A 22,869-nucleotide genomic window follows, 5' to 3' on the forward strand; every position below is an offset into this window, starting at 1 on the left:
CCTACGTGCCGCACGACTCCTGCATCGTGGAGGCGGGCACCAGGGGGCGTACCTGGTCAGGGGCCGGCAACTTGCGGTGAAACGCCCGGAAGACCGGCACGAGCCGCCTCACCCAGGGATCCTCCGCCTTCAGCCGACCGAGGAGCGACCGCAGGTGGGACGCCTTGGGGTCGGTCAGGTAGAGCGCCGGCAGGCCGCTGACCACCAGCCGGTGCCAGGCCGCCATGCCCGGGGCGCCGGAGAAGACCACCGAGCGCCGAAAGACGGCCGCCAGGCGCTGCTCGAGGCGGAGCGGTCCGGGGTAACAGGCGGCAAAGTTGAGCTCGCGCGCCAGCGCGTCCTCGTGGAGGTCGATCGCGTAGTCCAGCAAGATGTGCAGAGCTGCCACGTGGGGAAAGTAGGCGGCCCGGATGCGGTACAACAGATGCCCGTCCGCCCGGCGCGCCCCCGCTGCTACCAGCGCAAAGATGCCAAGGGTCGACCCGGCCGCGGCCGCCACCTCCCACCAGGCATAGTCTCGTACGGCAAGCCTCGCGGCCCAGTGGGTCATCGACGCCCGCCGGCGGCCGGCCGGGCCGTGCTTGCGTGACTGCATCTGAGCGTACAGGCGGGCAAGCTGCCGGGCCCTGGCGAGCGCCTCGCGCATCGGCGCCCGGCCGGGCCCGGACCCTGCCAGCGCGCCGAGTGCGCGGCGGCATTCGCGCACCAGTTCGTGCAGGTAACCGCCATCCCCGGGGTCCGGCAGGGGCAGCGGCGGTCCACCGCCCGGCAGGTACAAAGCGACGACCATGGCCTGGTGCAGGCGGCGGCGGCGCCGCCCGTCGAGAGGGCGGCTGCGGTCGCACAGGCTGTCCAGGTAGTCGCTGATCGTCTGGTACGCCACGACGAACCGGACCATCGTACCCGTCGCCACGGCCGGGACGGCGGCACCGAAAGTGGCCGCCCCCAGGCTGTGGAACGCCTTGTGGTCGATGCTGCCCAGGGCCTGGCGACGCAGTTCGGGGTCGGGGATGCACTGGGCCCGTACCCGCCACCGGGCGAGGGCCCGGCTTCCCAGGAAGGCGGCGCAGGCCATGCAGGCGAGCCAGGCGCCGTCCTCCAGCTCTCCCCATATCCGGCGGTGAGCGGAACGGCTCATCCGGCACCATCCGAGAAGGATTTCGAAGGCGCGGTCTTAATTTATGCTGTCCAAAAGCCTCGATCCCGACCCTGCCGAGGCGACTGGCCGGAGCATCGAAGGGGGTTGGATGCATGATGCGTGGCCGTGGCTTTTTCCTCGCATGGTGGATCGCCGCGCTCGGTATCGTCGCGTGGGCGCCGATGGGGAGCGCCTCGACCGGCAAGACGTACCACATCGGCATCGTGCAGATCGTGGAGCATCCGTCGCTGGACGCCGCCCGGAAGGGTTTCGTCGACGCGCTGGCGGCCCATGGCCTGCGGGAGGGCCAGAACGTACGGTACGACATCCGAAACGCCCAGGGCGACCTGTCGACCGCCCGCCTCATCGCCCAGCAGTTGGTGGCCAGCAACGTCGATCTCATCCTGGCCATCGCCACCCCCACCGCCCAGGCGGCTGCTCAGGCGACTTCCACCATCCCGATCCTCATCACCGCGGTGACGGACCCGGTCGCCGCCCGCCTGGTCAAGAGCCTCGAGCGCCCAGGCACCAACGTCACGGGTACCTCCGACATGACGCCCGTATCGGCCCAACTGCAGCTGCTCAAGCGCCTGCTCCCCTCGGCCCGCAAGGTCGGGGTCGTCTACAACGCGGGGGAGGTCAACTCCCAGGTGCAGCTCGAGTTGACGCAGCAAGCGGCCAAGACCCTGGGCCTGGAGGTGCTCACCGCCAGCGCGTCCAGCAGCACCGACGTCCTGACCGCGGCGCAGTCGCTGGCGAGCCGGGTCGACGCGTTCTACGTCTTCACGGACAACACCGTCGTGAGCGCCCTCGAGTCGGTCATCAAGGTGGCCGAACAGGTTCGCAAGCCCCTCATCGTGGGTGAGGGAGACAGCGTTCGCAGGGGTGGCCTGGCCACCGTGGGCATCGACTACTACCGGCTGGGCCAGCAGACGGGCGAGATGGCGCTTCGGGTGCTCAACGGGGCTTCTCCCGCGGAGATGCCCATCGAGTTCCAGAAGGACGCGCGTCTCGTGGTCAACCTGGCAGCCGCCAGCCGGATGGGCGTCACCATCCCCGACGCCATCCTCCGTGAGGCCGCGGAGGTCGTCCGTTGAGCTGGGACGTGGTCCGCACCGTCCTCGAGCAGGGGCTCCTGTTCGGGATCATGGTGCTGGGGGTCTACCTTTCGTTCCGGGTGCTCAACGTGCCGGACCTGACGGTGGACGGCAGCTTCCCGCTGGGCGGAGCGGTGGCGGCCACCCTCATCGGGGCCGGCCACCACCCGCTGGTGGGCTCCGTCGCGGCCCTGGGAGCCGGCGGGCTGGCAGGAGCGTGTACCGGCGTGCTGCACGCCCGTTTGAAGGTGCCGGCCTTGCTGGCAGGCATCCTCACGATGACAGGGCTCTACTCCGTCAACCTCCGGGTCATGGGGCGCCCCAATGTCGCCCTCCTGCGCATGCCCACCCTGATTGAGGGCGTGCAGGAGCTGGGGATCGGGCCGCGATGGGCGGCGCTCGCGCTCTTCGTGGTGGCGTCGCTCGTGCTGGCAGGCGGGCTGTACTGGTTTTTGCGCACCGAAGTGGGTCTGGCGCTGCGCGCTACGGGTGACAACGAAGGGATGGCGTCGAGCAGCGGGATCGAGACGGGCTGGACCAAGACCCTCGGCCTCGCCGTCTCCAACGCGCTCGTCTCCTTCTCCGGGGCGCTCGCCGCCCAGTACCAGGGCTTCGCGGACGTCAACATGGGGGTCGGCACCATCGTGGCCGGCCTCGCTTCCGTCATCGTGGGAGAGGTGCTCCTCCGCCCGCGAAGGCTGTGGGCCGCTCTCTCGTCGGCCCTGGTCGGTAGCGTGGGATACCGGGCGGCCATTGCCGTGGCGCTCGCCATGGGGCTGGCCCCCGGCGATCTCAAGCTGATCACGGCGCTTTTGGTCATGGCCGCCCTTGCCCTGCCCTCGGTGGCGGGAGAGCCGGGCCGGCACCCGCGCCGGGGGGTCGTACAGCGGCTGGCCCAGGCGCTGCCGCGCGCAGGAGCGGCCGGCCGGCCGCAGCCAGGGGTCATGGCCGGCCAGGAGCGGAGGTAAGGCGATGCCCTCCTCGATGCTGGTCGTCGACCGGGTGGTCAAACGCTTCGTCCATAGCGGCCAGGGCGCGGCGTTGGACGGCGTCTCGCTCGAGCTGGCGGCCGGCGAGTTCGCCACCGTGGTCGGGAGCAACGGGGCCGGGAAGACCACGCTCCTGCACGTGATCGCCGGCGGCCTCTTGCCGGACGAGGGCCGGGTCGTCGTGGACGGGCACGAGGTGACCGCCTGGCCGCAGCACCGGCGTGCGGGCTGGATCGGCATGGTATTCCAGGATCCGGCGGCGGGCACCGCAGGATCCCTGACGGTAGAAGAAAACATGGTCCTGGCGCTCACGGCCGGCAGGCGCCGAACGCTTGCGCCGGCGGTGCGCCCTGCCCGCCGGGAGTGGGTCGTGGAGAGCCTGCGCCGGCTGGGGATGGGCCTCGAGCAGCGGCTCCACGTGGCGGTGCGCCATCTTTCCGGGGGCCAGCGCCAGGCGCTTGCCCTTCTGATGGCGGCGGCGCGACAGCCCAGGGTGCTGCTCCTGGACGAGCATACGGCGTCCCTCGATCCGCAGGCGGCCGAGGCCGTGCTCGAGCTCACTCGCCAGCTCGTCCGGGATCTGGGCCTCACGACGTTGATGGTGACCCACAACCTCAAACACGCCTTGACCATGGGAGACCGGACGGTCATCATGCACCGCGGCCGGGTGGTGCTGGACCTGCGAGGCGAAAGGCGCCGGCGGATGGACGTGGGAGATCTCGCCGAAGCCTTCCGCCACGCATGCCACGAGGTGCTCGCGGATGACCAGATGATCCTGGCCTGAGCGGAAAGCCGGCGGGCAGACCTCCTCGCTGCCGCCTGCCGGCGCCAGGTGTTTCGAAAGGGGAGTCTCATGGCAACGGCTCCGCTGGGGTTTTGGCTGGACTCCTCCCACCTGCGCCACCAACTCCGCAACGAGCTGGCCCTGGCCCGTGCCGCGACCCAGGCCGCTTTGGGCGCCTGCTCCAGCCCGCTCGTCACGACGTACTTGCGCCGTGCGCTCGACGCCATCGATCGAGTCTCGATCCTCATGGAAGAGGCAGAGCTGCCGCAAGGAGGTGGCGCTCCATCCTCGTCCGAGCGGCTGCGCCGGGAGGAAACCCGGCTCTTCGACCTCGCCGAGCTGGTGTCCCAGACCCTGGACAGGCTGGCCCCCCGGTTCAAGCATGCAGGGGTGGCGGCCGCCCTTTCTGCCCGGGCGGGGGGCTGCGCCTGGGTGGTGCGCGGCCATCCCGAGCTTCTCGAGGCGGCTCTCACCAATGTCCTGGTCAACGCCATGGAAGCCACCCCCACAGGGGGCACGATCCGGGTCGAGATCGAGGACGGGCCGGTCGGATCGGTGAGCGTGAGGGTCGTCGACTCGGGGCCCGGCATCGCCCCGGAAGTGATGTCGCGGCTCCTGCGCGAACCGGTGACCACCAAGGCCGGGCCCAACCGGGGCGTGGGGTTGCTCATGACCCGCCGGATCGTGGAGGAGCTCCACGGAGGCCGCCTGGTCATGTGGTCAGAACACGGGCGCGGAGCCACGTTGATCCTGCAACTGCCGCTCGCGAGCTCCACGTTGGAGGAGACGAGGTGATGGTGCCGTGCTGCACGCGGTCGCGCTGCTGTGGATCGTCGATGCCGAGGCCAACGCCCGGCTGCGCCCGGCTCATCTGGAATACGTCGGCCGGCTGTACCGGGAAGGGAAGGTGGCGCTGGCCGGGCCTTTCGCCGACGGCCGGGGGGGCATGGTGATCTACCGGGTCGCCTCCATGGACGAAGCCCACCGGCTCGTCCTGGACGATCCGGTCGTGCAGGGAGGCGCGCGGCGCTTCACGCTGCTCGAGTGGAAGCCCCTCGACCTCGGCGCTCCGGGTGGGACGTCCCGCTGAGCGCTCGGCACCCGGATGGCTCCCGGGCAGGCACGGCCCTGGTGCTGAGTTCGGCCGTCGCGTTCGGGGCCATGCCGTCGCTCGCCCGCATCGCCTACGACCATGGCACCGGCGCGTACGCCCTGCTGGCCATCCGGTTCTCGATGGCCTTTGCCGTGCTCACAGGGGTGGCTGCGCTCGCCGGGCGCTGGCCGCGGCAGGCCTTGAGGCCGGCTCCGCTCCTGTTGGGGGCGGTGGGCTACGCGGGCACGGCCATTGGCCTTTTCCGCGCGCTTCAGTTCGTGCCGGCTTCGGTCGCGTCGGTGCTCTTCTACACCTACCCCGCGCTCGTCGGCGTGGTCGACGCTCTGGTCCGGCGCCGCTCACCCGGGGCGGCTCAGGTGCTGTCGCTGGCCGGGGCCGTCGCGGGCTCGGCGCTGGTCGCCGGGGTGCAGCCGGCGCCGCTGGACGGCCGGGGAGTCCTCCTGGCCCTGGGCGCGGCCTGTTGCTATGCCGGGTACATCCTGGCGGGCGAGCGGACGACCGCCGGCACCGACGCGTGGCAGCTGGCCGTGGGGGTGACGGCGGGGGCCGCCATGACCACCGCCGCAATGGCGTGGGCGGACGGCCCGGGCCTCTCGGGCATCGAGGGCCCGGGATGGGCGGCCGGAGCAGCCCTCGCCCTCCTCTCCACGGCGTACGCCATCCCGGCCTTCCTGGCCGGCCTGGCCCGGGTGGGCCCGTCCACCGCCGCGGTGCTGTCGGCAGGTGAACCTTTGACCGCCCTGCTGCTGGCGGTGCTGTTCCTCGGAGAGCGACTCACCGCTCCGCAGGTCGCCGGCGCCGTCCTGGTCGTGGCCGCCATGGTCGTCGCATCGACCCGTCCTCCGGGGCCGTCACGGGCTCAACCTCCGGGCAGCGCCGTGAAAGGCGGCAGGCCGTCCTGGAGCCGGCGCACCGCTTCTTGGAGGCCCTCGACGGCGCCCCGGACCGTGTCGACGCCCGGCGTGCCCCAAGCTCCCCGGCCCTGCGGCAGCCCCAGGACGTAGCCGACGAACTCGTCGCCATCGAGCACCAGGAGCCGCCCGTTGGGGTAGACGAACAGGTCGAGCACCGCGTCGCGGTAGCGAAAGCCCTCCCCGGTCTCCTCCACGCCGTCCGTGAGGTCGACGTACCAGCCCCGCAGTCTCCCCTGCCCGTCCATCAGGCGCAAATAGACCGCGCGAGCGCCCGGCCGGTAATACTCGAGCGCCGGGTCACCCGGTTCCATCGTCACGAAAGGCGTCACCCAGCGCCCGCCTGCCCACCGGGTCCGCAGGACGGTCAAGGCGCCCTCCCGGCCGATGAGCTCGGCGTCGTAGCGAATGCGCTCCGTCCCATCGGCGCGGAGCTTGACGACGAGCACCTGGCGTCCTCCTCCCCGCGGTCCGGCCGCAGCAAGTCAGCCGCAGCGAGTCAGAAGAGGTAATCGGGCCGGTTGGCGAACATCTGAGGTGACGAGACCGGGCGTGTTCCGCCGAAGCTCCCGGTAGAACGGAGGCACGGGCCCGATGCGTGTCAGAGACAAGATGACCCCCAATCCCATTACCGTCGAACCCTCCACCCCCGTCTCCCAGGCGCTGCGCCTGATGGAAGGCCGCAAGATCCGGCGCCTTCCCGTCGTCCAGGCCGGGCGGCTGGTGGGCATCGTCACGCTGCTCGATCTCATGAGGGTATCGGCCTCCCCCGCCACCACCCTCAGTATCTACGAACTGCGCTACCTGCTGGACAAGCTGACGGTGCAGGAGGCGATGAGCCGGCGCCTCATCACGGTCGGCCCCGACGAGCCCATCGAGCAGGCGGCGCTCCTGATGCGCCAGCACAAGATCGGCGGGCTGCCGGTCGTGGAGGGCGACCATCTCGTGGGCATCATCACCGAGACGGACATCTTCGACGCGTTCGTCGAGCTCCTGGGGATGCGCAGGCCGGGAGTCCGCCTCGAGATCGACTGCACGGACCGCCCCGGGGAGCTCTCCCGCATCGCGACCATCATCGCCAAGCGGGGCCTCAACATCCACTCCGTGGTCACGACCCCCGCGCCGCCCGGCCAGGCACACCTGGTCTTCCGCGTGGAAGGCAACGACATGGCGCAGCTGGTCGACGAGCTCGAGCACGCCGGCTGCCGCGTCGCATGGGAGGCGCCATCCACCGCTGCGTGATCTCACCCAGGCGGGGACCGGCGACCCGCTCGACTCCTTCGATCCGGCGGTGGCGGCCTACTTCCGGGAGCGTTTCGGCGCGCCGACGCTTGCCCAGCGCATGGCGTGGCCCGCCATCCGATCCGGCCGGGATACGCTCGTGGCAGCGCCGACGGGCTCGGGCAAGACGCTGGCCGCATTCCTGGTGAGCCTCGACGACCTGATCCGGCGTCCCGTCCCCTCGAATCCCGCTCTGCACACGCTGTACGTCTCGCCCTTGCGTGCCCTGAGCCACGACATTCACCGGAGCCTCGAACTCCCCTTGCGCGACCTGCAGCGCCTTTTCGTACAAACGGCCCGGCGGCCCTTTCCTCCCATCGACGTGGGGGTTCGCACGTCGGATACGCCGCCTGCGCGGCGGCGGGCCATGGCCACGAAGCCTCCCCACATTCTCGTCACCACCCCGGAATCGCTGTTGCTCATGATGCTGGCGCCCCGCATGCGCCCGGCTCTTGCCAGCGTGCGGAGGGTCATCGTCGACGAACTGCACGCCCTCCTGCCCACCAAGCGCGGGGCGCTTCTGGCGCTGTGTTTGGAGCTGCTCGACGAGCTGGCCGGCCGCCGGGTGCAGCGCATCGGCCTGTCGGCCACCATCCGGCCCCTCGAGGAGGCCGCTCGCTTCCTCACCGGCACCCGGCAGCCTGGCGCCGAAGTGGTCGACGCCGGCGCCCGCCGCACCATGGACCTGCAGGTGATCTTGCCCGCCGCCGCGTTCCCCTCCGCCCCGGAGGGCACCATCTGGCCCAGCATCGCCCGCCGCCTGGTGGATCTCATCGAAAGCCATCGTTCCACCCTGGTCTTCGTCAACAACCGGCGCCAGGCCGAGCGCCTCACCCACCTGGTCAACGAACTGGCGGGGCGGCGCCTGGCGCTGACCCATCACGGGAGCATGGCCCGGGCCAGCCGTCTCTACGTCGAACAGGCGCTCAAGGCAGGCGAGCTGAAGGCCGTCATCGCCACCGCCACGCTGGAACTGGGGATCGATGTGGGCTTCATCGATCTCGTGGTGCACGTCGAGTCGCCTCCGGAGGTCGCCCAGGGGCTGCAGCGGGTCGGGCGGTCCGGGCACGCGGTCCACGCGTCGGCCAAAGGACGCATCCTGCCCAAGCATCCTTCGGACCTGCTGGAGGCGGCCGCCTGCGCCCGGGCCATTGCCCGCTTCGACATCGAGCCGCTGGCGCCGGTGCGGCAGCCGGCGGACGTGCTGGCCCAGTTCGTCGCCGGGGCAGCCACCATCCGGCCCTGGCGCGAGCCCGAGCTGCTGGCCCTCGTGCGGCGCACCGCGTCTTTCTCGGGCATTTCCGAGGAAATGTGGCACGAGGTGCTGGGCCTGCTGGCCGGCGAGACGCCCGGCCGGCCCGACGTGCCCGTCCGGCCGAGGATCGCCTGGGACCGCCGGGACGGAGCGATCCGGGGAATCGATGCGACCCGGACCGTGTTGTACGCCAACGCGGGCACCATCCCGGATCGGGGCACGTATCCCGTCTACCTTTCCGGCACGGACGTGCGGCTGGGCGAGCTCGACGAGGAGTTCGTCTACGAGACGCGCAGGGGTGACGTCTTCTGGTTGGGGATGGGCGCCTGGCGCGTGGAGGCCATCCGCCCGGACCGCGTCCTGGTCAGCCGTGCCTCCGGCGTCGTGGCCAAAGTGCCGTTTTGGAGGGGCGAGGGCCTCAGCCGCTCCTCCCACCTGGGCCGCCACGTCGCCACGCTGCTCGAAGAGCTCGAGCCGCTGCTCGCCGCGGGCCAGGAGGCGGCCGGCCGGGCCCGCATCCGGCAGGAGTGCCACGCTGACGACGATGCCGCCGGCGCCCTGGTCGACTACCTGACGCGCCAGCTCAGGGCGTGCGGCACCCTGCCCGGGCCGCACCGGGTCGTGGTCGAGAGCTTTCCCGACGAGCTGGGAGACCGGCGCCTCGCCATCCACTCGCCCCTGGGGCGCCGGCTCAACCAGGCCTGGGCCCTGGCGCAAATCGCCTGGGCTCGCCGTCACCTCGGGCTGGAGCTCGACACCGCGGTGGCCGACGACGGGATACTGCTGAGATTGCCCGGCGAGTACCTCCTGGAGGATGCCTCCCCCCTGGTAGCGCTCGAGGGAGAGGACCCGGAGAGCCTGATCGACGCCGAGCTTCCGGGTACCCACCTCGTCGCCCAGCTGTTCCGGGAGGCCGCAGGCCGCGCGCTGCTCATCACCCGCCCCCACCGGCGCAGGCGGTTGCCCCTGTGGCAACAGCGACTGCGCGCCGCCGACCTGATGCTGCTGCAGTCCGCCCATGGGCAGCGGCCGGGTGTGCTCGTGCGGGAGGCCCTCCGGGAAGCCCGCCAGGACGTCCTGGACGTGACCGCCATGGCCGCGCTGGTACGGGCGATACGAACGGGCGAGGTCGAGGTGCGGACGGTCACGTTGCCTGCCCCCTCGCCCTTTGCCGCATCGCTCCTCTTCCAGTTCACCGCCACCTTCCTCTACGAGCCCGACGCCCCCAAGGCGGAGCGGCAGGCGGCGGTCTTGATGGGGACGGCGCCGCAGGCGCTGCAGGAGGCCGCCGCAGACGGTAGCCTACCGCGTTTGCTCCACCCGGACGCCATCCGGGAAGTCTCCCGGCGGCGGGCCTTTCCCCCCTGGCTGCGGCAACGCCCCCCTCGCTCCATCCAGGAAATGGACGAGTGGCTGCGGCACGCAGGGGACGTGTCCGACGACGAATTGGCCGCCATGCTGGGCCACGAGCAACGGCCCACGGCTCGCGAGTGGCTCGAGAGGCTGGCCGAACAGGGCCGGGTCACGCACGAGGGGGGCCTGTGGATCCACGAAGGGATCCTTCCCCTCCTGCAAGCGGCACGCCGGGAGGAAGGGCCCGAGGCCCAGGACGCGGCCCGGATGCTGCTCGAGCGCAAAGCGCTGGCCGGCGGCCCGTTGGATGCCGAAGCGGCGGCCCGGCGCTACGGGCTGAGCCTCCCGCTGGTGGAGCGGGCGCTCATGGAGCTGGTCGCTTCCGGCGACCTGGTGCACGGGGTGCTGGAGGAGGGCGGCCCCGCTCGCTTCGTCGCCACGCCGGCCCTGGTCGAGATGCGCCGGCTGACGCTCATCCAGGCCCGCCAGCTCAGCGAGCCGATCTCCCTGGCCGCCTTCTTGCGCTTCCTTGCGGCCCGGCACAGGCTCGTGCCGAGCGAAGGCCAGCCGCCTGCTCTTTTCCCGTCCGGCACGGCGCTCGCCCCTGACGCGGCCGCCGAGGCGGCGCGCCGCTTGATGGGGTGGTCCGCGCCGTACCGCGACTGGCTGAGGGTGCTGTTGCCGGTACGCCTGGGGCCCAGGGCCTCTCAGCTCCTGGCCGCAGCGGTGGCGGCCGGGCGCCTCGGCTGGCTGCGCGTGCCTGCATCGCCCCGCGCAGGCGCCGGCGGCGAGCCCGCGCCCCGAGGCGCCGGCCCTTCGCTCTGGACCGTCTTTCCCCGAGCCGAGCTGCCCCTGGTGGCCGCGCTGTTCGAGACGGACTCCCGGGCGGAAGCGCTCGACCCCGGGGATCGGCCGCTCCTCGAAGCCCTCGGCGCCGGCGGGAGCTGGTTTCCCTGGGAGCTCGCCGGCCGCCTCGGGCTGCCCGAGCCGGCGATACGGGATGGCCTGACCCGCCTCGTCCGCCAGGGGCTCGCCTCGGCCGAGGCCATGGCGCTGGTCGAACGGCTGGGTGCGGAAGGGTTACCGGGGCCGCAGCTCCCAAAGTCGCGGCCTGGCCCGCTGGGACCTGCCGGATACCGGGCCCTGGGGCGCCGGATGCGAGAGGCGGCTCGCGAAAGAGCCCGCCTCGCGGCCCTCCGGTCGCGGCAAGCCGCCGTGAGCATGGCCGGCGACCTCGACACCACCCGGTTCTACGGGGTCCTCCCTCTTCCGGATGGGCCATCGCCCGCCTCCGCGTGGGCCAGGGCGCTGGTGGAGCGTTACGGGGTCGTCGCCCGGGAGCTCCACCGGCAGGAGGGGGTGCCGCTGCCCTGGGCACACGTCGCCCAGGCCCTGGAGCAACAGGAGGCGCGCGGCGGCGTCGTGCGGGGGTACTTCGTGGAAGGGCTCAGCGGAGAGCAGTTCGCCCCGAAGGAGCTCGTCGATGTCCTGAGAGAGTGGCACGAGCCCCGCTCTGAGACCATGTGGGCCGCTTCGTTGCGCGATCCGGTGCTGCTCCCCCTCCACTTCGCCGCGCCGCCGGCGTGGTGGCCGCCAGGGCCCAGAGCAGAGGGCGCCTGGTGCGTACTGGCGGACGGGATGCCGGTGCTGCTGGTTCAAGTAGCTTCGGGGTCGCTCTGGTTTGCACCCGGGGCGAGCCCCCAAACCCTCGTCCGGGCTGCCCGCCTCTTCCTGGAGCGCCTCACCGCCACCGGCCAGGGGCGGCGCCTGGTGGTCCGCTCCATCCAGGGCCGCCCCGTGGGCGAGGCCCGCAAGAGCGGTGAGGCCGCGTGGCTGAAAGACGCCGGCTTCATCGAAGGGCCCCGCACGCTGGAGCACTGGCTCGACCCGTTCTCGGGCGGCCGGCCTACGGAATGGCACGGAACCAGCACGCAGTGCGGACCGTAGCACCCCGTCCGCCGTTCGGCGTAGCTCTGCCCGCCATTGACTGGAGTTTTCTGTGTGACAAGTCTCCCTACTCCTTTCCCCTGGGGACCGTACCGCCCGCTTGATACAGTCGCCCTAGGGCGGACGGTTCTCCTTACTATTACGTTCCTATTACGGTTGGGAGGGGTGACCTGGTGAACTATCCCATCTGGGACGTACCGCGGCTCGGGGGACCGCTGCTCATCGCCATCGTGTCCATTCTCCACGTCTACGTGGCGATGTTCGCGGTGGGCGGGTCATGGTACCTGGTCGCCGCCGAGCGATGGGCGCGGCGTACCCAAAACGCCGACCTCCTCGCGTACGTCAAGAACCACTCCCGTTTCTTCCTGTTGTTGACCGTCGTGTTCGGGGCGCTGACAGGGGTCGGCATCTGGTTCACCATCGGGCTCATCAACCCGCAGACCACTTCCGTGCTCATCCGCACGTTCGTCTGGGGATGGGCGATGGAGTGGGTCTTCTTCATTCTCGAGATCGCGTCCATCCTGCTCTACGTCGCCTCCTGGGACCGGGCCGATGGCCGCACGCACCTGCTCTACGGGTACAGCTACGTGGTGGGCTCCACCATGTCGCTGGTCATCATCAACGGCATCCTGAGCTTCATGTTGACGCCCGGCCGGTGGCTCGAGACGGGCAACTTCTGGGACGGGTTCTTCAATCCCACGTACCTTCCGTCGCTCGTCGGCCGCATCGCGGCCGCCGCCGCGCTGGCCGGGCTGTGGGGCCTGTTCACCGGGGTGAAGATCGGGTCCCGGGAGCTACGGGAGCAGGTCGTGCGCTTCGCCTCGTGGTGGCTCGTACCGCCCATGGTCGTGCTCCCGCTTTCCGCGGTCTGGTATGTCGCGGTGGTACCGTCCGGGCCGAGGTCGCTGGTGATGGGGGGCGCCGCGGCCGTCTCCATCATGTTCATGTTGAGCCTGGCCCTCTCGGTGGTCATCTTCGCCGTGGGAGCTCTGGGGCCGCTGCGCCGGCCGGCCCTCGCCTCGTCCGCCCTGGCGTGGACGCTACTGGCCGCAGGCCTCATCACCACGGGCGGCACCGAGTGGGTGCGGGAGGGCATCCGCAAGCCCTACACGATCTACGGCTACCTTTACTCCAACGGCGTCTTCGCCTGGCAGGAGCGCCAACTGGCCGAAGCCGGCGTGCTGTCCCAGGCGCGCTTTGCCCGTCCGGATCTGGCCCGGGTCGCGACCGCCGGGATGGCCGATCCCGCTCAGCAGATCGCCGTCGGAGCGGAGATCTTCCGGTTGCAGTGCTCCAGCTGTCACGTCCTCGACGGCTACAACGACGTCAAGCCGCTGGTGAAGGGGTGGAGCGAGCAGTACATCGACTTCCAGCTCAGCCATCTCGACATGCTCAAAGGGTACATGCCGCCGTTCTTCGGCACGACCGAGGAACGCCAGGCGCTGGCACGCTGGCTTGCGACGCTCAACCCGGCAACCGAGGCGACCCAGGCCGAGGCGCCCAGGCGTCCTCTGCCGGGCGAGCCGGTCCTGTGATGGAAACGGGAGAGGAGGTTGGGTCGATGCCTTTGATTCCGGCTCCTGATCCTATCGGGATCCCGGCGCCGCCGGCTCTGCTGCAGTTCTTGCTGGTCTTCACGTACATCCTCCACAGCCTCTTCGTGGGCGTCGTCGTGGGAGGGAGCGCCCTGGCCCTGGCGGGAGTCTCGGGCAGCCTGAGGGAGACCGGCGTGGGGCGGGTGCTGGGCGGCCACCTCGCGCAGGCCCTGCCGGTCGCCATGGCGTTCGCCATCACGATCGGGGTGGCGCCGCTGTTGTTCGTGCAGCTGTTGTTCGGCCAGTTCTTCTACACCGGGTCGGTCTTCATGGGCTGGGCGTGGTTCAGCGTCATTCCCGTGCTCATCGTGGGCTACTACGGGCTGTATGCCTGGGCGCTCGGCCAGCGGGACGGCGTGAACCGCACGGCCGGCCTGGTCGTCGCCCTGGCGGCGTTTGCGTGGGTGGCCTTCGTGATGGTCAACAACATGAGCCTCTACGCCCATCCCGAGCGCTTTCCGGCCCTGTTCAACCTGAGCGGCACGGCTCTCAACACGGGAGAACCCACGCTGTTGCCTCGCTACCTGCACGCGCTGCTCAACTTCCTCGTCATCGGTGCGAGCTACGCGCTGGCGGCCGGCCACGTGCTCACCGGCACCAACGCGCAGGCCGGGCAAACCCTGCGCCGAATGGGGCTGCGATGGCTGATCGGGTCCGCGGTGCTCCAGATCCCGGTCTCCTTGTGGTACTACGTGGCCTTGCCCGTCACGCTACGCCACGGCACCCTGCAAGACCTGGGCGCCGCGGTGGCCCTCCTGTCCGGCGCCGTCATGCTGGTGGCGTGGCTGGCGGCGGAGCGGGCCCGGTCCCGGGGCCTGCTCGCCGTGGTGGCGTCGCTGTTCACCGTGACCATGGCGGTCGGGTTGGCCATCGCCCGCCATGGGGTCCGCATGGCCTCGCTCCAGCCGGCCATCTCCCCGGAGGCGTGGAAGCTGGCGCCACAGTGGCCGCAGTTCATCCTGTTCGCGCTGCTGCTGGTTGCCGGGCTCGTCTTCGTCGGGTACCTGCTGTGGCGGTACCCGTGGCGGAGCGGGCTCGACGACACGCGGGGGCTTGCCTGAGGCATGCAAGAGGCCGGAGCCCGGGACTCTCGTCGCGGGCTCCGGCCTGCGCTCAAAGGAGGCTTCGTACGAGGCCTCCGTCGATGGTCCAGGCCGCGCCGGTGACGTAGCTCGCTGCGTCGGACGCCAGGAAGACGATCACCCGGGCAAGCTCCTCCGGGTCGCCGTAACGGCGCAGGGGAATGGTGGCCGTCGACCGCTTGACCACCTCGTCGTAGGAGATGCCCTCCTTCTGGGCCCGGATGGTGTCCAGCTCCCGCAATCGCTCCGTGGCAAAGCGCCCCTGCACGATGACGTTGACCCGGATCCCCTCCGGCCCGAGCTCGTCGGCCAGCGTCTTGGAGAGGCCGGCCAGGGCGGCCCGCATGGTGTTGCTGAGCGCGAGCCCGCGCACCGGCTCCTTGAGGCTGTACGACGTGAGGGTCATGATGCTGCCGCCGTGGCCGCTCTTGCGCATCAGCGGGACGATGCCCCGCACCATGCGGATCACGCTCATCACCAGCAGGTCGAAGGCCGTCTGCCAGTCGCCGTCGTGCATGTCGAAGAATCCGCCGGCCCGCGGCCCGCCGGCGTTGTTGACCAGGACGTCGACCTTGCCGAAGGCGCGGTCGATCTCGCCGACGAACCGGTCCACGTCCGCGGCCCGGCTCACGTCGGCCGGCACCGCGACGACCCTGGCTCCGGTCTCTTCCCGGATGGCCCGGGCCGCCCGTTCGATGGCGTCGGCCCGCCGTGAACAGACGGCGAGCGACGCCCCCTCCTTCGCCAGGGCGCGCGCAGCCGCATAGCCCAGCCCCTCGGAGGCAGCTGCCACCACTGCGACCTTACCCGCAAGACCCAGCTCCAAGCCCGATCGCCTCCTCGGCCCATCCAATTCGAGCCACGCATCCCGTTCCCTTGAAAGCCGCCCGGGGGCTCGTCACAATGTGGCGGAAGAGGAGGCACGAAAGTGGCAGTCAACGTGCGACCCGGAGACCCGATGCCGGAGGTGGCCGGCCTCACCCAGGCAGGCACCCGGATTTCCACGAAGGATTTCCTCGGCAAGTGGCTGGTGCTCTACTTCTACCCGAAGGACAAGACGTCGGGGTGCACCCGCGAGGCGCAGGCGTTCAACGCGGCGCTCGACGCGCTGCGGCAGCGCCAGGCGGAGGTGGTGGGCGTCAGCGTGGACAGCCCCCGTTCTCACCAGAGCTTCGCCGACGCCTACGGCTTGCGCTTCCCGCTCATCTCGGACGCGGACAAGTCCATCACGTCCGGCCTCGGGCTCCTCAACGAGAAAGGCACGAGCGCCCGGCGCACCACGTTTCTGGTGGACCCGCAGGGCCGTGTCCACCGGATCTTCGAGAACGTCAAGGTCGACGGCCACGTCGACGAGGTCCTCCGCGCGCTCGACGAGGCGCGGGCCGCAGCCCGCCGCTGAGCGGCCCTCGCACGACCTCCCGGCAGGAGGGAATCGACCGCCCGGCCGCCAACACCGATCCCCAACGGCCCGACGGCAAGGAGGCGTCGACTCGATGCGCGCATGGTGGCGGCCGGTTTCGCGAGGGGCCGGCGTGAGGACGGGGCCCGTCGTCCGCGGCGCGCCGCTCGCAGGGTGGCTGGCGACAGCCCTGGTGCTGGCCGGAGCGCGGCCTGCGGCGGCGCTGTTGCCCCCTCAACCTCAGTTGCAGTGGCGCGCCGGCTTCCTGTGGGGTCTCAACGAGCAGGTGCACGGCCTCGACTGGGGCGCGGGTGTCAAGCTTCCTCTGCAGCCGAGCGAGCTCGGCATCGCGACCCTCGGAGCGAGCATCCAGGGTGCCCTCACGAGCGGCCCGGCGGAGTGGGACTTCCGGCTCTCGGCCCTCATAGAGTCATACCGGACCGGCCGCCCGAGCTTCGGCGTCTATTACACGCTGAGGCGTTTCCCCTTCCTGGACGGCACGCTCGCGGGCATCGGCTTGCGGTATGGCTCGCTGGCGGCGGCTTATTACCCGGCCATGTGGAACCGGGAGGTACCGGCGCTGGCCCCCGATCGCGCCGTATGGGTCGTGGAGCCGGGGTGGTTTTCGGGGCTCTACCTGCAGTTCCGCTACGCCGCCCTGAGCGACGGCGGGCCCTCCTCCCTGCGGCTCGCCGCCGGCCTCGAAGAGAACTGGTAGGCGGCCGGCCGGAGCCGGCGGCCCGGCTCAGGCCCGGGCACGGCCCCGGCCCGACCGGGAGCCCGCGGCTGAGAAGCTCAAGCTCACGGCCTCGCCGTCGGCGGAGAGCTCCTGGCCGGCCGCGAGCAGGGACATGGCCCGATCCCCCGTATAGATGGCGTAGCGGTACCCCTGCTCCGTCAAGAAGAGCTGGCGCTTGGCGGCGAAGCGCTGCTCGCTCGTGTCCTGAGTGATGACCGAGTAAAACCGGGCCACGTTGTCGCCGGCCTTCGGCCTCAGGATGCGGCCCAGGCGCTGGGCCTCTTCCTGGCGCGACCCGAAGGTCCCGGAGATCTGGATGGCCACGCTGGCGTCCGGCAGATCCACGGCGAAGTTGGCGACCTTGGAGACCACCAGGGTCTTGAGCCGGCCGGCCTTGAAGTCGCCGTAGAGGGACTCGCGCTCGGCGTTGGGCGTCCGGCCCGTGATGATGGGCGCCTCCAACAGCCGCGCCACCTCTTCGAGCTGGGAGAGGTACTGCCCGATGACCAGCACCTGCTGGTCGCGGTGATGCTCCACCAGGGCCTTCACCAGAGGGAGCTTCGCGGGGTTTTCCGAGGCGATGCGAAACTTCTCCCGGTCCTCCGCCACCGCGTAGCTCAGGCGCAGCGACTCGTCCAGCGGCACCCGTATCTCGAAACACTCGGCCGTGGCGATCCACTGGCTCTTCTCCAGGTCGCGCCACGGCACGTCGTAGCGCTTGGGTCCGATGAGGCTGAAGACGTCGGCCTCCCGGCCGTCCTCCCGTACCAGGGTGGCCGTGAGGCCGAGCCGCCGCCGCGCCTGGATCTCCGACGTGATGCGAAACACGTCGGCCGGCAGCAGGTGCACCTCGTCGTAGATCACCAGGCCCCAATCGCGGCTGTTGAACAGAGCGAAGTGGGGGTAGTCGGTGTCTTCAGGCCCCCTGTGGGTCAGGATCTGATAAGTGGCAATCGTGACGGGCCGGATCTCCTTGGCCTCCCCGGTGTACTCCCCGATCTGGTCCTCCTCCAAGGTCGTCTTGTCGAGGAGCTCCGCCTTCCACTGCCGCACGGCCGTCACGTTGGTGGAGAGGATCAGGGTCTGAGTAGAGGCCTTCTCCATGACGCCGAGACCGACGATGGTCTTGCCCGCGCCGCACGGAAGGACGATCACCCCGTTGCCCCCGCGCTCGCTGCCCTCCATCCAAAAGGCACGCACCGCCTCCTGCTGGTAGTCCCTCAGGCCGAACGGCCGGCCGGCGCGCGTGGTGGCCCGCAGGCGGATGGGGAGGGGCGCGCCCTCCACGTATCCCGCCAGGTCCTCCACCGGGTAGCCGATGTGCACCAGGACCTGCTTGACGTGGCCGCGCCAGCGCGCATCCACCGCCAGGCGCGTCGCGTCGAGCCGCTCGACGAGATAGGGCCGAAGGCGCGGGTGGTGGGCGATCTCCTCGAGGATGGAACGATCGGCGCTCTCCAGGATCAGGTAGTCGACCTCGCGCCCGCTGCCGCGCCCGGCTCCCCTCCTACCCCGTACGCCTGCTCTCCCGGCCCGCACCCCGGAGGGCGCCACCAGTTTGACGAGCCCGTACCGGCGCATCGTATCCTGAATGCTCTGCTGGACGCCGAAGGGCACGTCGAACTTGCTGAACTCCTCCAGCGTCTCCAGCACGTCCTGCGCCGTGAGCCCGGCCGATGCGCCGTTCCACAACGAGAGCGGCGTGATCCGGTAGGTGTGGACGTGCTCCGGGCTTTTCACCAGCTCCGCGAAGCGGGCGAGCTCGTTGCGAGCAGCCTCGTAGCGCGGGTTGTCGACCTCCAGGAGCAGCTCGTGGTTGCTTTGAACGATGAGGGGGTTTTCAGGCCTGTACGCCAAGGTCGTCACCCCTCGACGAAGGCCATCGCCCCACCGTCACCGGCGAACCCCTCCCGCCGGCCGCCGAGGGCACCCCGCCTTCCCGATCCGCCGGAGCCGCAAGCCCGGGCTCGTTGCCGGGCGGCACGTACAGGAGATCCCGCCGGCCCCGGACGAGCGAAGGAGCAGGCCGCCGGTCGATCAACTGCCCGGCCTCGCGGGCCGAAAGGCGCGCGGCGTTTTCGAGCGCCGCTCCGACCTCCGCGGCCTTCTCCGCCGGGTACGGCACCCGGGTCCCCCGAACCCAGCGCCTGACCGGGTACCCGCTTGCCTCCGCCGCCTTGATCAGCATCGGCAGGTGGCGCCGCTCGATCCAAAGGGTATCCGGGGTGATGGCCTCCGCCACCACTCCCATCTTGCGTGCCTGGTCGAGCACCGCCGCTTGCACGACGGCGTCGTCCGATCGCACCAGGATCCCATCCATCAGCTGCACCCGCCCGAGCGGCTTGAGGGCCTCCACCAGGGCGTAGCGCACGTTTTGGGGCAGCTCGTGGCGCGAAGACACCTCGAGCAGCGCCAGCACCTCCGCCGGCGTCCAACGCCCTGACCGCACGCCCGCCGCGCACCGCTCGACGTCCAGCCGGAGCTGGACCATACGGTCGGCCCGTACCACCTGGGACAGCTCGATGAGGCGAGAAAGCCGGTCCGGGCGCATGTGGCGCGGGGCGAGCAGCTCGAAGTTGGGCTCGACGAAAGCGTGCGGCTCGTCCTGAGGCAGGAGCCGTCCGAGCGCCTCCGCCAGGTCCTCGCCGGGCCGGTCCTCTTCTTCTGCCACCTGCCGCTCGCCGGCCTCCCGGGCTCCGGCCGCGTCGGCCTGCAGGTGACCGTTGCCCGCCGCCCCGTCGGGCGCAGGGGGTGCAGTGCCCGCCGGCGGCGTTGCCCGGCCATCCGCCTCGTCCCCGGCCCATGCCCGCTCGGCCTGGTCGTCGCCCTCGTCGTGCAGGGTAGCTGCCCGCAGCAATACCTTGGGATGGCTGAGGCCCTCCCAGAGTGCCCGCCCGATCCCGGTCAGGGCGAACGCCACGTTGGCGAGGGGCGGGAGGCCCTTGCGCTGGCTGGGAGCGGGCTTGATCGAGACGTTACCCGCCTGATCCGAAGGTGGCGGCTCCTCGCTCCACCTCACTTTCCACATGAAGACGGCGCCCAGCCACGCCAGGCGCTGCAGGGTCCTCACCAGAGAGACCAGCCGGTAGGCCGGGTACGGCTCATCCTCGAAGTAGCTCACCGCCTCGGCGAAGCCCTTGATCCAGACTCCCCTGCCGGGCGCCGCCAGCCAGCGGGCTGCGTCCAGCACCAGCAGCGAGTCGACCTCGCTTCCGGCGAGCTGCCCCGCCCAGGCCGCCAGCAAACGCGCAAGGCGCGGCCCCGGCGGCGCCTCCAGCCAGGCGGAGGCGAGCGGCCCCTCCTGCAATCGCTCTCCCTCTCCTGGAGAGACTTGAACGAGCCCCGCCCGGCGCGCGATCTCTACCAGGAAACCCGTCCGGGGCGGATAGCTCGTCACGGGGCCTGCATCCTGCACGGGCTGCTCCTTGACCGAAAGGTACTCGGCCAGCCGCCCCTGCGCCTTGCGCGTGAGCACCCCGGAAGGCGCGAGCTCCGCCTGCTCCGACCGGACGAACGCGATCAGGGCCGCCACGTCGTACAGGAACGCCCCTGCGCTCTCGGCTCCCACCTCGTCGAACCTCTCGGTCGTGAAGGGGCTGTCCACGACGAACGTGATGGGTGGCTGCCGCGAATGAAGCGAGCGGGCCCCGATGGGCCACAGGACGGCACGCGCCTCGTCGGGGAGCATGTACAGGTCGTAACGGCGCTCCCGGATCAGCACGGCCAGCCCGGACCGGCGAGCCTCCCACAGCGCGAGCAGTGCATCCTGGCGCCGCCCGACCAGGGTGGCGACACGAGCAGTGGCCTGCTCGGCCCCGAGCCCGGCCAGCTCCGGCGCAGGCAAGCTCGCGCGTGAGAAAAGGAGGGTCAACAGCGCGGTGCGCCCCGCGGGCGACAGCGCGTGGTACGCATCCGAGTCGAGGTCAGCCGGCGAGAGACCCCCGGTCAACTGCCGGTACTCCATGAGCGCCTCCCACTTTACCAGGATCGTCAGCCACCTATTCAGAATATCACAAAACGCCCCCGGGGCGACAAGAGGGAGGTCGGCGTCCAACGATGACGAAAACCGAGCGGGTCCGTCGCGCACTGGCGGGAGAGGCGGTGGACCGGCCGCCCTTTTCCATATGGTTCCACTTCGGGACCCAACATCTTCCCCCTTCGAAGACCGCGGCCATCCACCTCGATTTCTTCCGAGCTTACGACCTCGACTGGCTCAAAGTGATGAGCGATTACCGCTACCCCATGCCGGACGGGATGGAAGAGGTTGCGTCCCTTGCCGACCTGCGCCGTTTCCGTCGATTTGAAATGGATAGCGAGCCGTTTTCGCTCCAGCTCCAGGTGCTGAGACAAATCGGAGCCGCCCTCGGAAACGAGGCTCCGTTCGTCGAAACGGTCTTCAGCCCCTTCGGGGTGGCGAGACGCACGCTACGGGGCCACATGGACCGTCTCCGGCGGGAGTACCCGGATGCATTCAAAACGTTCCTGGAGTCGGTGACGGAGACCCTCCGGCACTACGTCCGAGCCGTGGCCCAAACCGGTGCCGCGGGGGTCTTCTTCTCCGTCAACGGGGCAGGCCAGGGAGAGATGAAGGAAAGGGATTTCGAGGAATGGGTGCTCCCCTACGACCTGGCCGTGCTGGCGACGGTCAACGAGCTTGCCAGGGAAGGCCGGTTCTATTTCAACGTCATCCACATCCACGGTGAAAGGCTGCGCTGGCGTCTCATCATGGATCAATATCCGGGACAGGTTTTCAACTGGTCGGTCCACCACTCCCCTCCGTCCTTCGCCCAGGCGCGACTTTTCACCCCGCGGCCCCTCATGGGCGGGATCGACGAGGTGGGTCTGTCGAGCAAGACCCCCTCGGAGGTGCGCCACCAGGTGCGCACCGCCATCGAGCAGGCGGGCGCGGCAGGGCTTTTCATCGCTCCCGGCTGCGCCGTCCCCACCGACGTGCCGGCGGACCTGATCCGGGCGGCGGCCCAGGCGTGCCGCGCCTGAGCGGGGCCATCACCGTCCCCACGGGCTGCCGTTGCGATACACGTAGACGTCTTGAAGGGCGGCCACGTCCAGGTCGAACGTGCCCGTCTCGTCCTTGCGCGCGGCGACCAGGCGCCGGAGTGTTTGCACCGGCGCCTCCATCGCCCACAGCGCCGTGCCGTCGTCGAGCTGCACCAGCACCCTGTCGCCGTCCGGGACGGGCACCCTCACCGAAAGGAGCATGCCCAGCACGCTCATGGCCATTACCGTCGGGAACTGGGGCGCCCGGGTGCCGTTGTACACGATCCCGTAGCCTGGCACGTACGTGCCCCCGGCCTGGGGCTCCTCGGCAAAGAGCTCTTCAGTGACACGGTCCAGGGCCGCCTGGATGTCCTGCCATCCGGGCACCTCCCGCTGGCGCGACCGCCCATTGCGGTAAAACTCGTAGTGCCGTTCGGTCCAGGCCAGAGCGGACGACAGGTCCACCGTCTTGCCCTCGACGAGCTCCAGCAGGGCCCCCCGGGGATACCGGCGCAGCAGGTGCTCGCCCGGCGTCACCGCCTCGCTCACCAGCACGGAGCTTGCGTCGAGGTACGGAAACGGCGCCATGATCTCCTTGGCGATCATCACGTCCGAAAACATCTCGAACGCCCGATCCTGGGGCGTCCGCAGCTCCGGCCGGGTGTAGCGTACCACCAGCCCGAGCCTCGGCACGAACCAGACCAGCGGCGAAAACGCGCCCTCCCGGTACAGACGCAACGTGATCTCGTCCAGCATCTCCCGGAAGGCGACGGGATCCACGGGCAGCCGCACATCCTGCTGCAGCGTCTGCGAGCTCGACGCCACAAGAGAGATCGTCTGGGTCACGTATCCGGCCCGGGAAACGATGAGGTGCACGGGTCCCGATCCGGTGCCCTCGAGCTCGAAGCGTCCCTGCTCGTCCGTCGTGGTCGAGAGCTTGCGCCGCGCCTCCTGCACTTGGGCCCCCGCTACGCCGGCACCGTAGGGATTGGTGACCGTCCCCTGGACGCGCCAGGTGACCGCGCCCGCTGCGTCCGGCGGGGCCGCATCCTGGGCTTGCGCCTGCGGCGCTCCCACCAGGGCCCCCAGGGCCGCCATCGCCAGTGCGGCCGCAAGCCACGACCACGAGACCCCGCCCGCTGCTCTCCGCCTGCCCGCCCTCGCCCCTGGATGACCGGTCAATGGCC

General features: G+C 70.5%; 18 protein-coding genes and 1 pseudogene. 13 read left to right on the plus strand and 6 right to left on the minus strand.

Annotated features, from left to right (window positions below):
- Position 1: 1 nt before the first annotated feature.
- Positions 2-1,138: a DUF2600 family protein gene (locus U7230_RS10300; RefSeq protein ID WP_324715758.1), complete on the minus strand. Its 1,137-nt coding sequence runs from the start codon at positions 1,136-1,138 to the stop codon at positions 2-4.
- Positions 1,139-1,251: 113 nt separating this feature from the next.
- Here U7230_RS10300 and U7230_RS10305 point away from each other — a divergent pair, with 113 nt between their 5' ends.
- The 6 genes from U7230_RS10305 to U7230_RS10330 all read left to right on the plus strand — a co-directional run bounded on the left by U7230_RS10305 (position 1,252) and on the right by U7230_RS10330 (position 6,126).
- Positions 1,252-2,235 (plus strand): ABC transporter substrate-binding protein, encoded by a 984-nt coding sequence (locus tag U7230_RS10305; RefSeq protein WP_324715759.1) that lies wholly within the window; start codon positions 1,252-1,254, stop codon positions 2,233-2,235.
- Positions 2,232-3,203 carry an ABC transporter permease gene (locus U7230_RS10310; RefSeq protein WP_324715760.1) on the plus strand — a complete coding sequence of 324 codons (972 nt, stop codon included), beginning with the start codon at positions 2,232-2,234 and terminating at the stop codon, positions 3,201-3,203. Before U7230_RS10305 ends, U7230_RS10310 begins: the two co-directional genes overlap by 4 nt.
- 16 nt (positions 3,204-3,219) lie before the next feature.
- A complete protein-coding gene (locus tag U7230_RS10315; protein ID WP_404980662.1) occupies positions 3,220-4,008 on the plus strand; it encodes an ABC transporter ATP-binding protein in 789 nt (262 codons plus the stop codon).
- Positions 4,009-4,077: 69 nt separating this feature from the next.
- Positions 4,078-4,803 (plus strand): sensor histidine kinase, encoded by a 726-nt coding sequence (locus tag U7230_RS10320; RefSeq protein ID WP_324715762.1) that lies wholly within the window; start codon positions 4,078-4,080, stop codon positions 4,801-4,803.
- Positions 4,804-4,810: 7 nt separating this feature from the next.
- The gene (locus tag U7230_RS10325; protein WP_324715763.1) at positions 4,811-5,098 is read left to right on the plus strand and encodes a YciI family protein; all 288 of its coding nucleotides are present in this window, start codon (positions 4,811-4,813) and stop codon (positions 5,096-5,098) included.
- A 41-nt stretch (positions 5,099-5,139) separates the two neighbouring features.
- Positions 5,140-6,126, plus strand: coding sequence for a DMT family transporter (locus U7230_RS10330; protein ID WP_324715764.1), 987 nt, complete (start codon positions 5,140-5,142; stop codon positions 6,124-6,126).
- A gap of 17 nt (positions 6,127-6,143) precedes the next feature.
- Here the strand turns inward: U7230_RS10330 and U7230_RS10335 are convergent.
- A pseudogene (locus tag U7230_RS10335) lies at positions 6,144-6,347 on the minus strand (DUF402 domain-containing protein); the annotation flags it as partial.
- A gap of 280 nt (positions 6,348-6,627) precedes the next feature.
- Between U7230_RS10335 and U7230_RS10340 the strand changes: the two are divergent.
- From U7230_RS10340 to U7230_RS10355, 4 genes are all read left to right on the plus strand, one after another.
- Entirely contained in the window at positions 6,628-7,275 is a 648-nt protein-coding gene (locus U7230_RS10340; protein WP_324715765.1) for a CBS and ACT domain-containing protein, read from the plus strand.
- Between the two features lie 49 nt (positions 7,276-7,324).
- Complete coding sequence (locus U7230_RS10345) at positions 7,325-11,869, plus strand: DEAD/DEAH box helicase (RefSeq protein WP_324715766.1); 4,545 nt, start codon at positions 7,325-7,327, stop codon at positions 11,867-11,869.
- Between the two features lie 173 nt (positions 11,870-12,042).
- Positions 12,043-13,404, plus strand: coding sequence for a c-type cytochrome (locus U7230_RS10350; RefSeq protein WP_324715767.1), 1,362 nt, complete (start codon positions 12,043-12,045; stop codon positions 13,402-13,404).
- Between the two features lie 26 nt (positions 13,405-13,430).
- Entirely contained in the window at positions 13,431-14,525 is a 1,095-nt protein-coding gene (locus U7230_RS10355; RefSeq protein WP_324715768.1) for a hypothetical protein, read from the plus strand.
- Positions 14,526-14,577: 52 nt separating this feature from the next.
- Here the strand turns inward: U7230_RS10355 and U7230_RS10360 are convergent, their stop codons facing one another.
- The gene (locus U7230_RS10360) at positions 14,578-15,372 is read right to left on the minus strand and encodes an SDR family oxidoreductase (protein ID WP_324715769.1); all 795 of its coding nucleotides are present in this window, start codon (positions 15,370-15,372) and stop codon (positions 14,578-14,580) included.
- Between the two features lie 102 nt (positions 15,373-15,474).
- Between U7230_RS10360 and U7230_RS10365 the strand changes: the two genes are divergently transcribed.
- Together U7230_RS10365 and U7230_RS10370 are read left to right on the plus strand one after the other, a co-directional pair.
- Positions 15,475-15,945: a peroxiredoxin gene (locus U7230_RS10365; RefSeq protein WP_324715770.1), complete on the plus strand. Its 471-nt coding sequence runs from the start codon at positions 15,475-15,477 to the stop codon at positions 15,943-15,945.
- A 94-nt stretch (positions 15,946-16,039) separates the two neighbouring features.
- Positions 16,040-16,663 carry a hypothetical protein gene (locus U7230_RS10370; protein ID WP_324715771.1) on the plus strand — a complete coding sequence of 208 codons (624 nt, stop codon included), beginning with the start codon at positions 16,040-16,042 and terminating at the stop codon, positions 16,661-16,663.
- A 27-nt stretch (positions 16,664-16,690) separates the two neighbouring features.
- Here the strand turns inward: U7230_RS10370 and U7230_RS10375 are convergent, their stop codons facing one another.
- Together U7230_RS10375 and U7230_RS10380 are read right to left on the minus strand one after the other, a co-directional pair.
- Positions 16,691-18,541 (minus strand): DNA repair helicase XPB, encoded by a 1,851-nt coding sequence (locus U7230_RS10375; protein WP_324715772.1) that lies wholly within the window; start codon positions 18,539-18,541, stop codon positions 16,691-16,693.
- On the minus strand, positions 18,525-20,648 hold the full coding sequence (locus U7230_RS10380; protein WP_324715773.1) for a hypothetical protein: 2,124 nt from the start codon (positions 20,646-20,648) through the stop codon (positions 18,525-18,527). Before U7230_RS10380 ends, U7230_RS10375 begins: the two co-directional genes overlap by 17 nt.
- Positions 20,649-20,740: 92 nt before the next feature.
- On the opposite strand from U7230_RS10380, the gene U7230_RS10385 reads away from it, so the two are divergent.
- Positions 20,741-21,682 carry a uroporphyrinogen decarboxylase family protein gene (locus U7230_RS10385; protein WP_324715774.1) on the plus strand — a complete coding sequence of 314 codons (942 nt, stop codon included), beginning with the start codon at positions 20,741-20,743 and terminating at the stop codon, positions 21,680-21,682.
- 9 nt (positions 21,683-21,691) lie between these two features.
- On the opposite strand, the gene U7230_RS10390 is transcribed toward U7230_RS10385, so the two are convergent.
- A complete protein-coding gene (locus U7230_RS10390; RefSeq protein WP_324715775.1) occupies positions 21,692-22,864 on the minus strand; it encodes a carboxypeptidase regulatory-like domain-containing protein in 1,173 nt (390 codons plus the stop codon).
- Positions 22,865-22,869: the final 5 nt, after the last annotated feature.

Source organism: Limnochorda sp. L945t (assembly GCF_035593305.1).
In the GTDB taxonomy this organism is placed as follows: domain Bacteria; phylum Bacillota; class Limnochordia; order Limnochordales; family Geochordaceae; genus Carboxydichorda; species Carboxydichorda subterranea.

Excerpts from the sequence above, each read along its gene's own strand:
- U7230_RS10370 (WP_324715771.1), top strand. The coding sequence starts at position 16,040 with ATGCGCGCATGGTGGCGGCCGGTTTCGCGAGGGGCCGGCGTGAGGACG.
- U7230_RS10320 (WP_324715762.1), top strand. The coding sequence starts at position 4,078 with ATGGCAACGGCTCCGCTGGGGTTTTGGCTGGACTCCTCCCACCTGCGC.
- U7230_RS10385 (WP_324715774.1), top strand. The coding sequence starts at position 20,741 with ATGACGAAAACCGAGCGGGTCCGTCGCGCACTGGCGGGAGAGGCGGTG.
- U7230_RS10355 (WP_324715768.1), top strand. The coding sequence starts at position 13,431 with ATGCCTTTGATTCCGGCTCCTGATCCTATCGGGATCCCGGCGCCGCCG.
- U7230_RS10340 (WP_324715765.1), top strand. The coding sequence starts at position 6,628 with ATGCGTGTCAGAGACAAGATGACCCCCAATCCCATTACCGTCGAACCC.
- U7230_RS10380 (WP_324715773.1), bottom strand. The coding sequence starts at position 20,648 with ATGGAGTACCGGCAGTTGACCGGGGGTCTCTCGCCGGCTGACCTCGAC.
- U7230_RS10305 (WP_324715759.1), top strand. The coding sequence starts at position 1,252 with ATGATGCGTGGCCGTGGCTTTTTCCTCGCATGGTGGATCGCCGCGCTC.
- U7230_RS10315 (WP_404980662.1), top strand. The coding sequence starts at position 3,220 with ATGCTGGTCGTCGACCGGGTGGTCAAACGCTTCGTCCATAGCGGCCAG.
- U7230_RS10300 (WP_324715758.1), bottom strand. The coding sequence starts at position 1,138 with ATGAGCCGTTCCGCTCACCGCCGGATATGGGGAGAGCTGGAGGACGGC.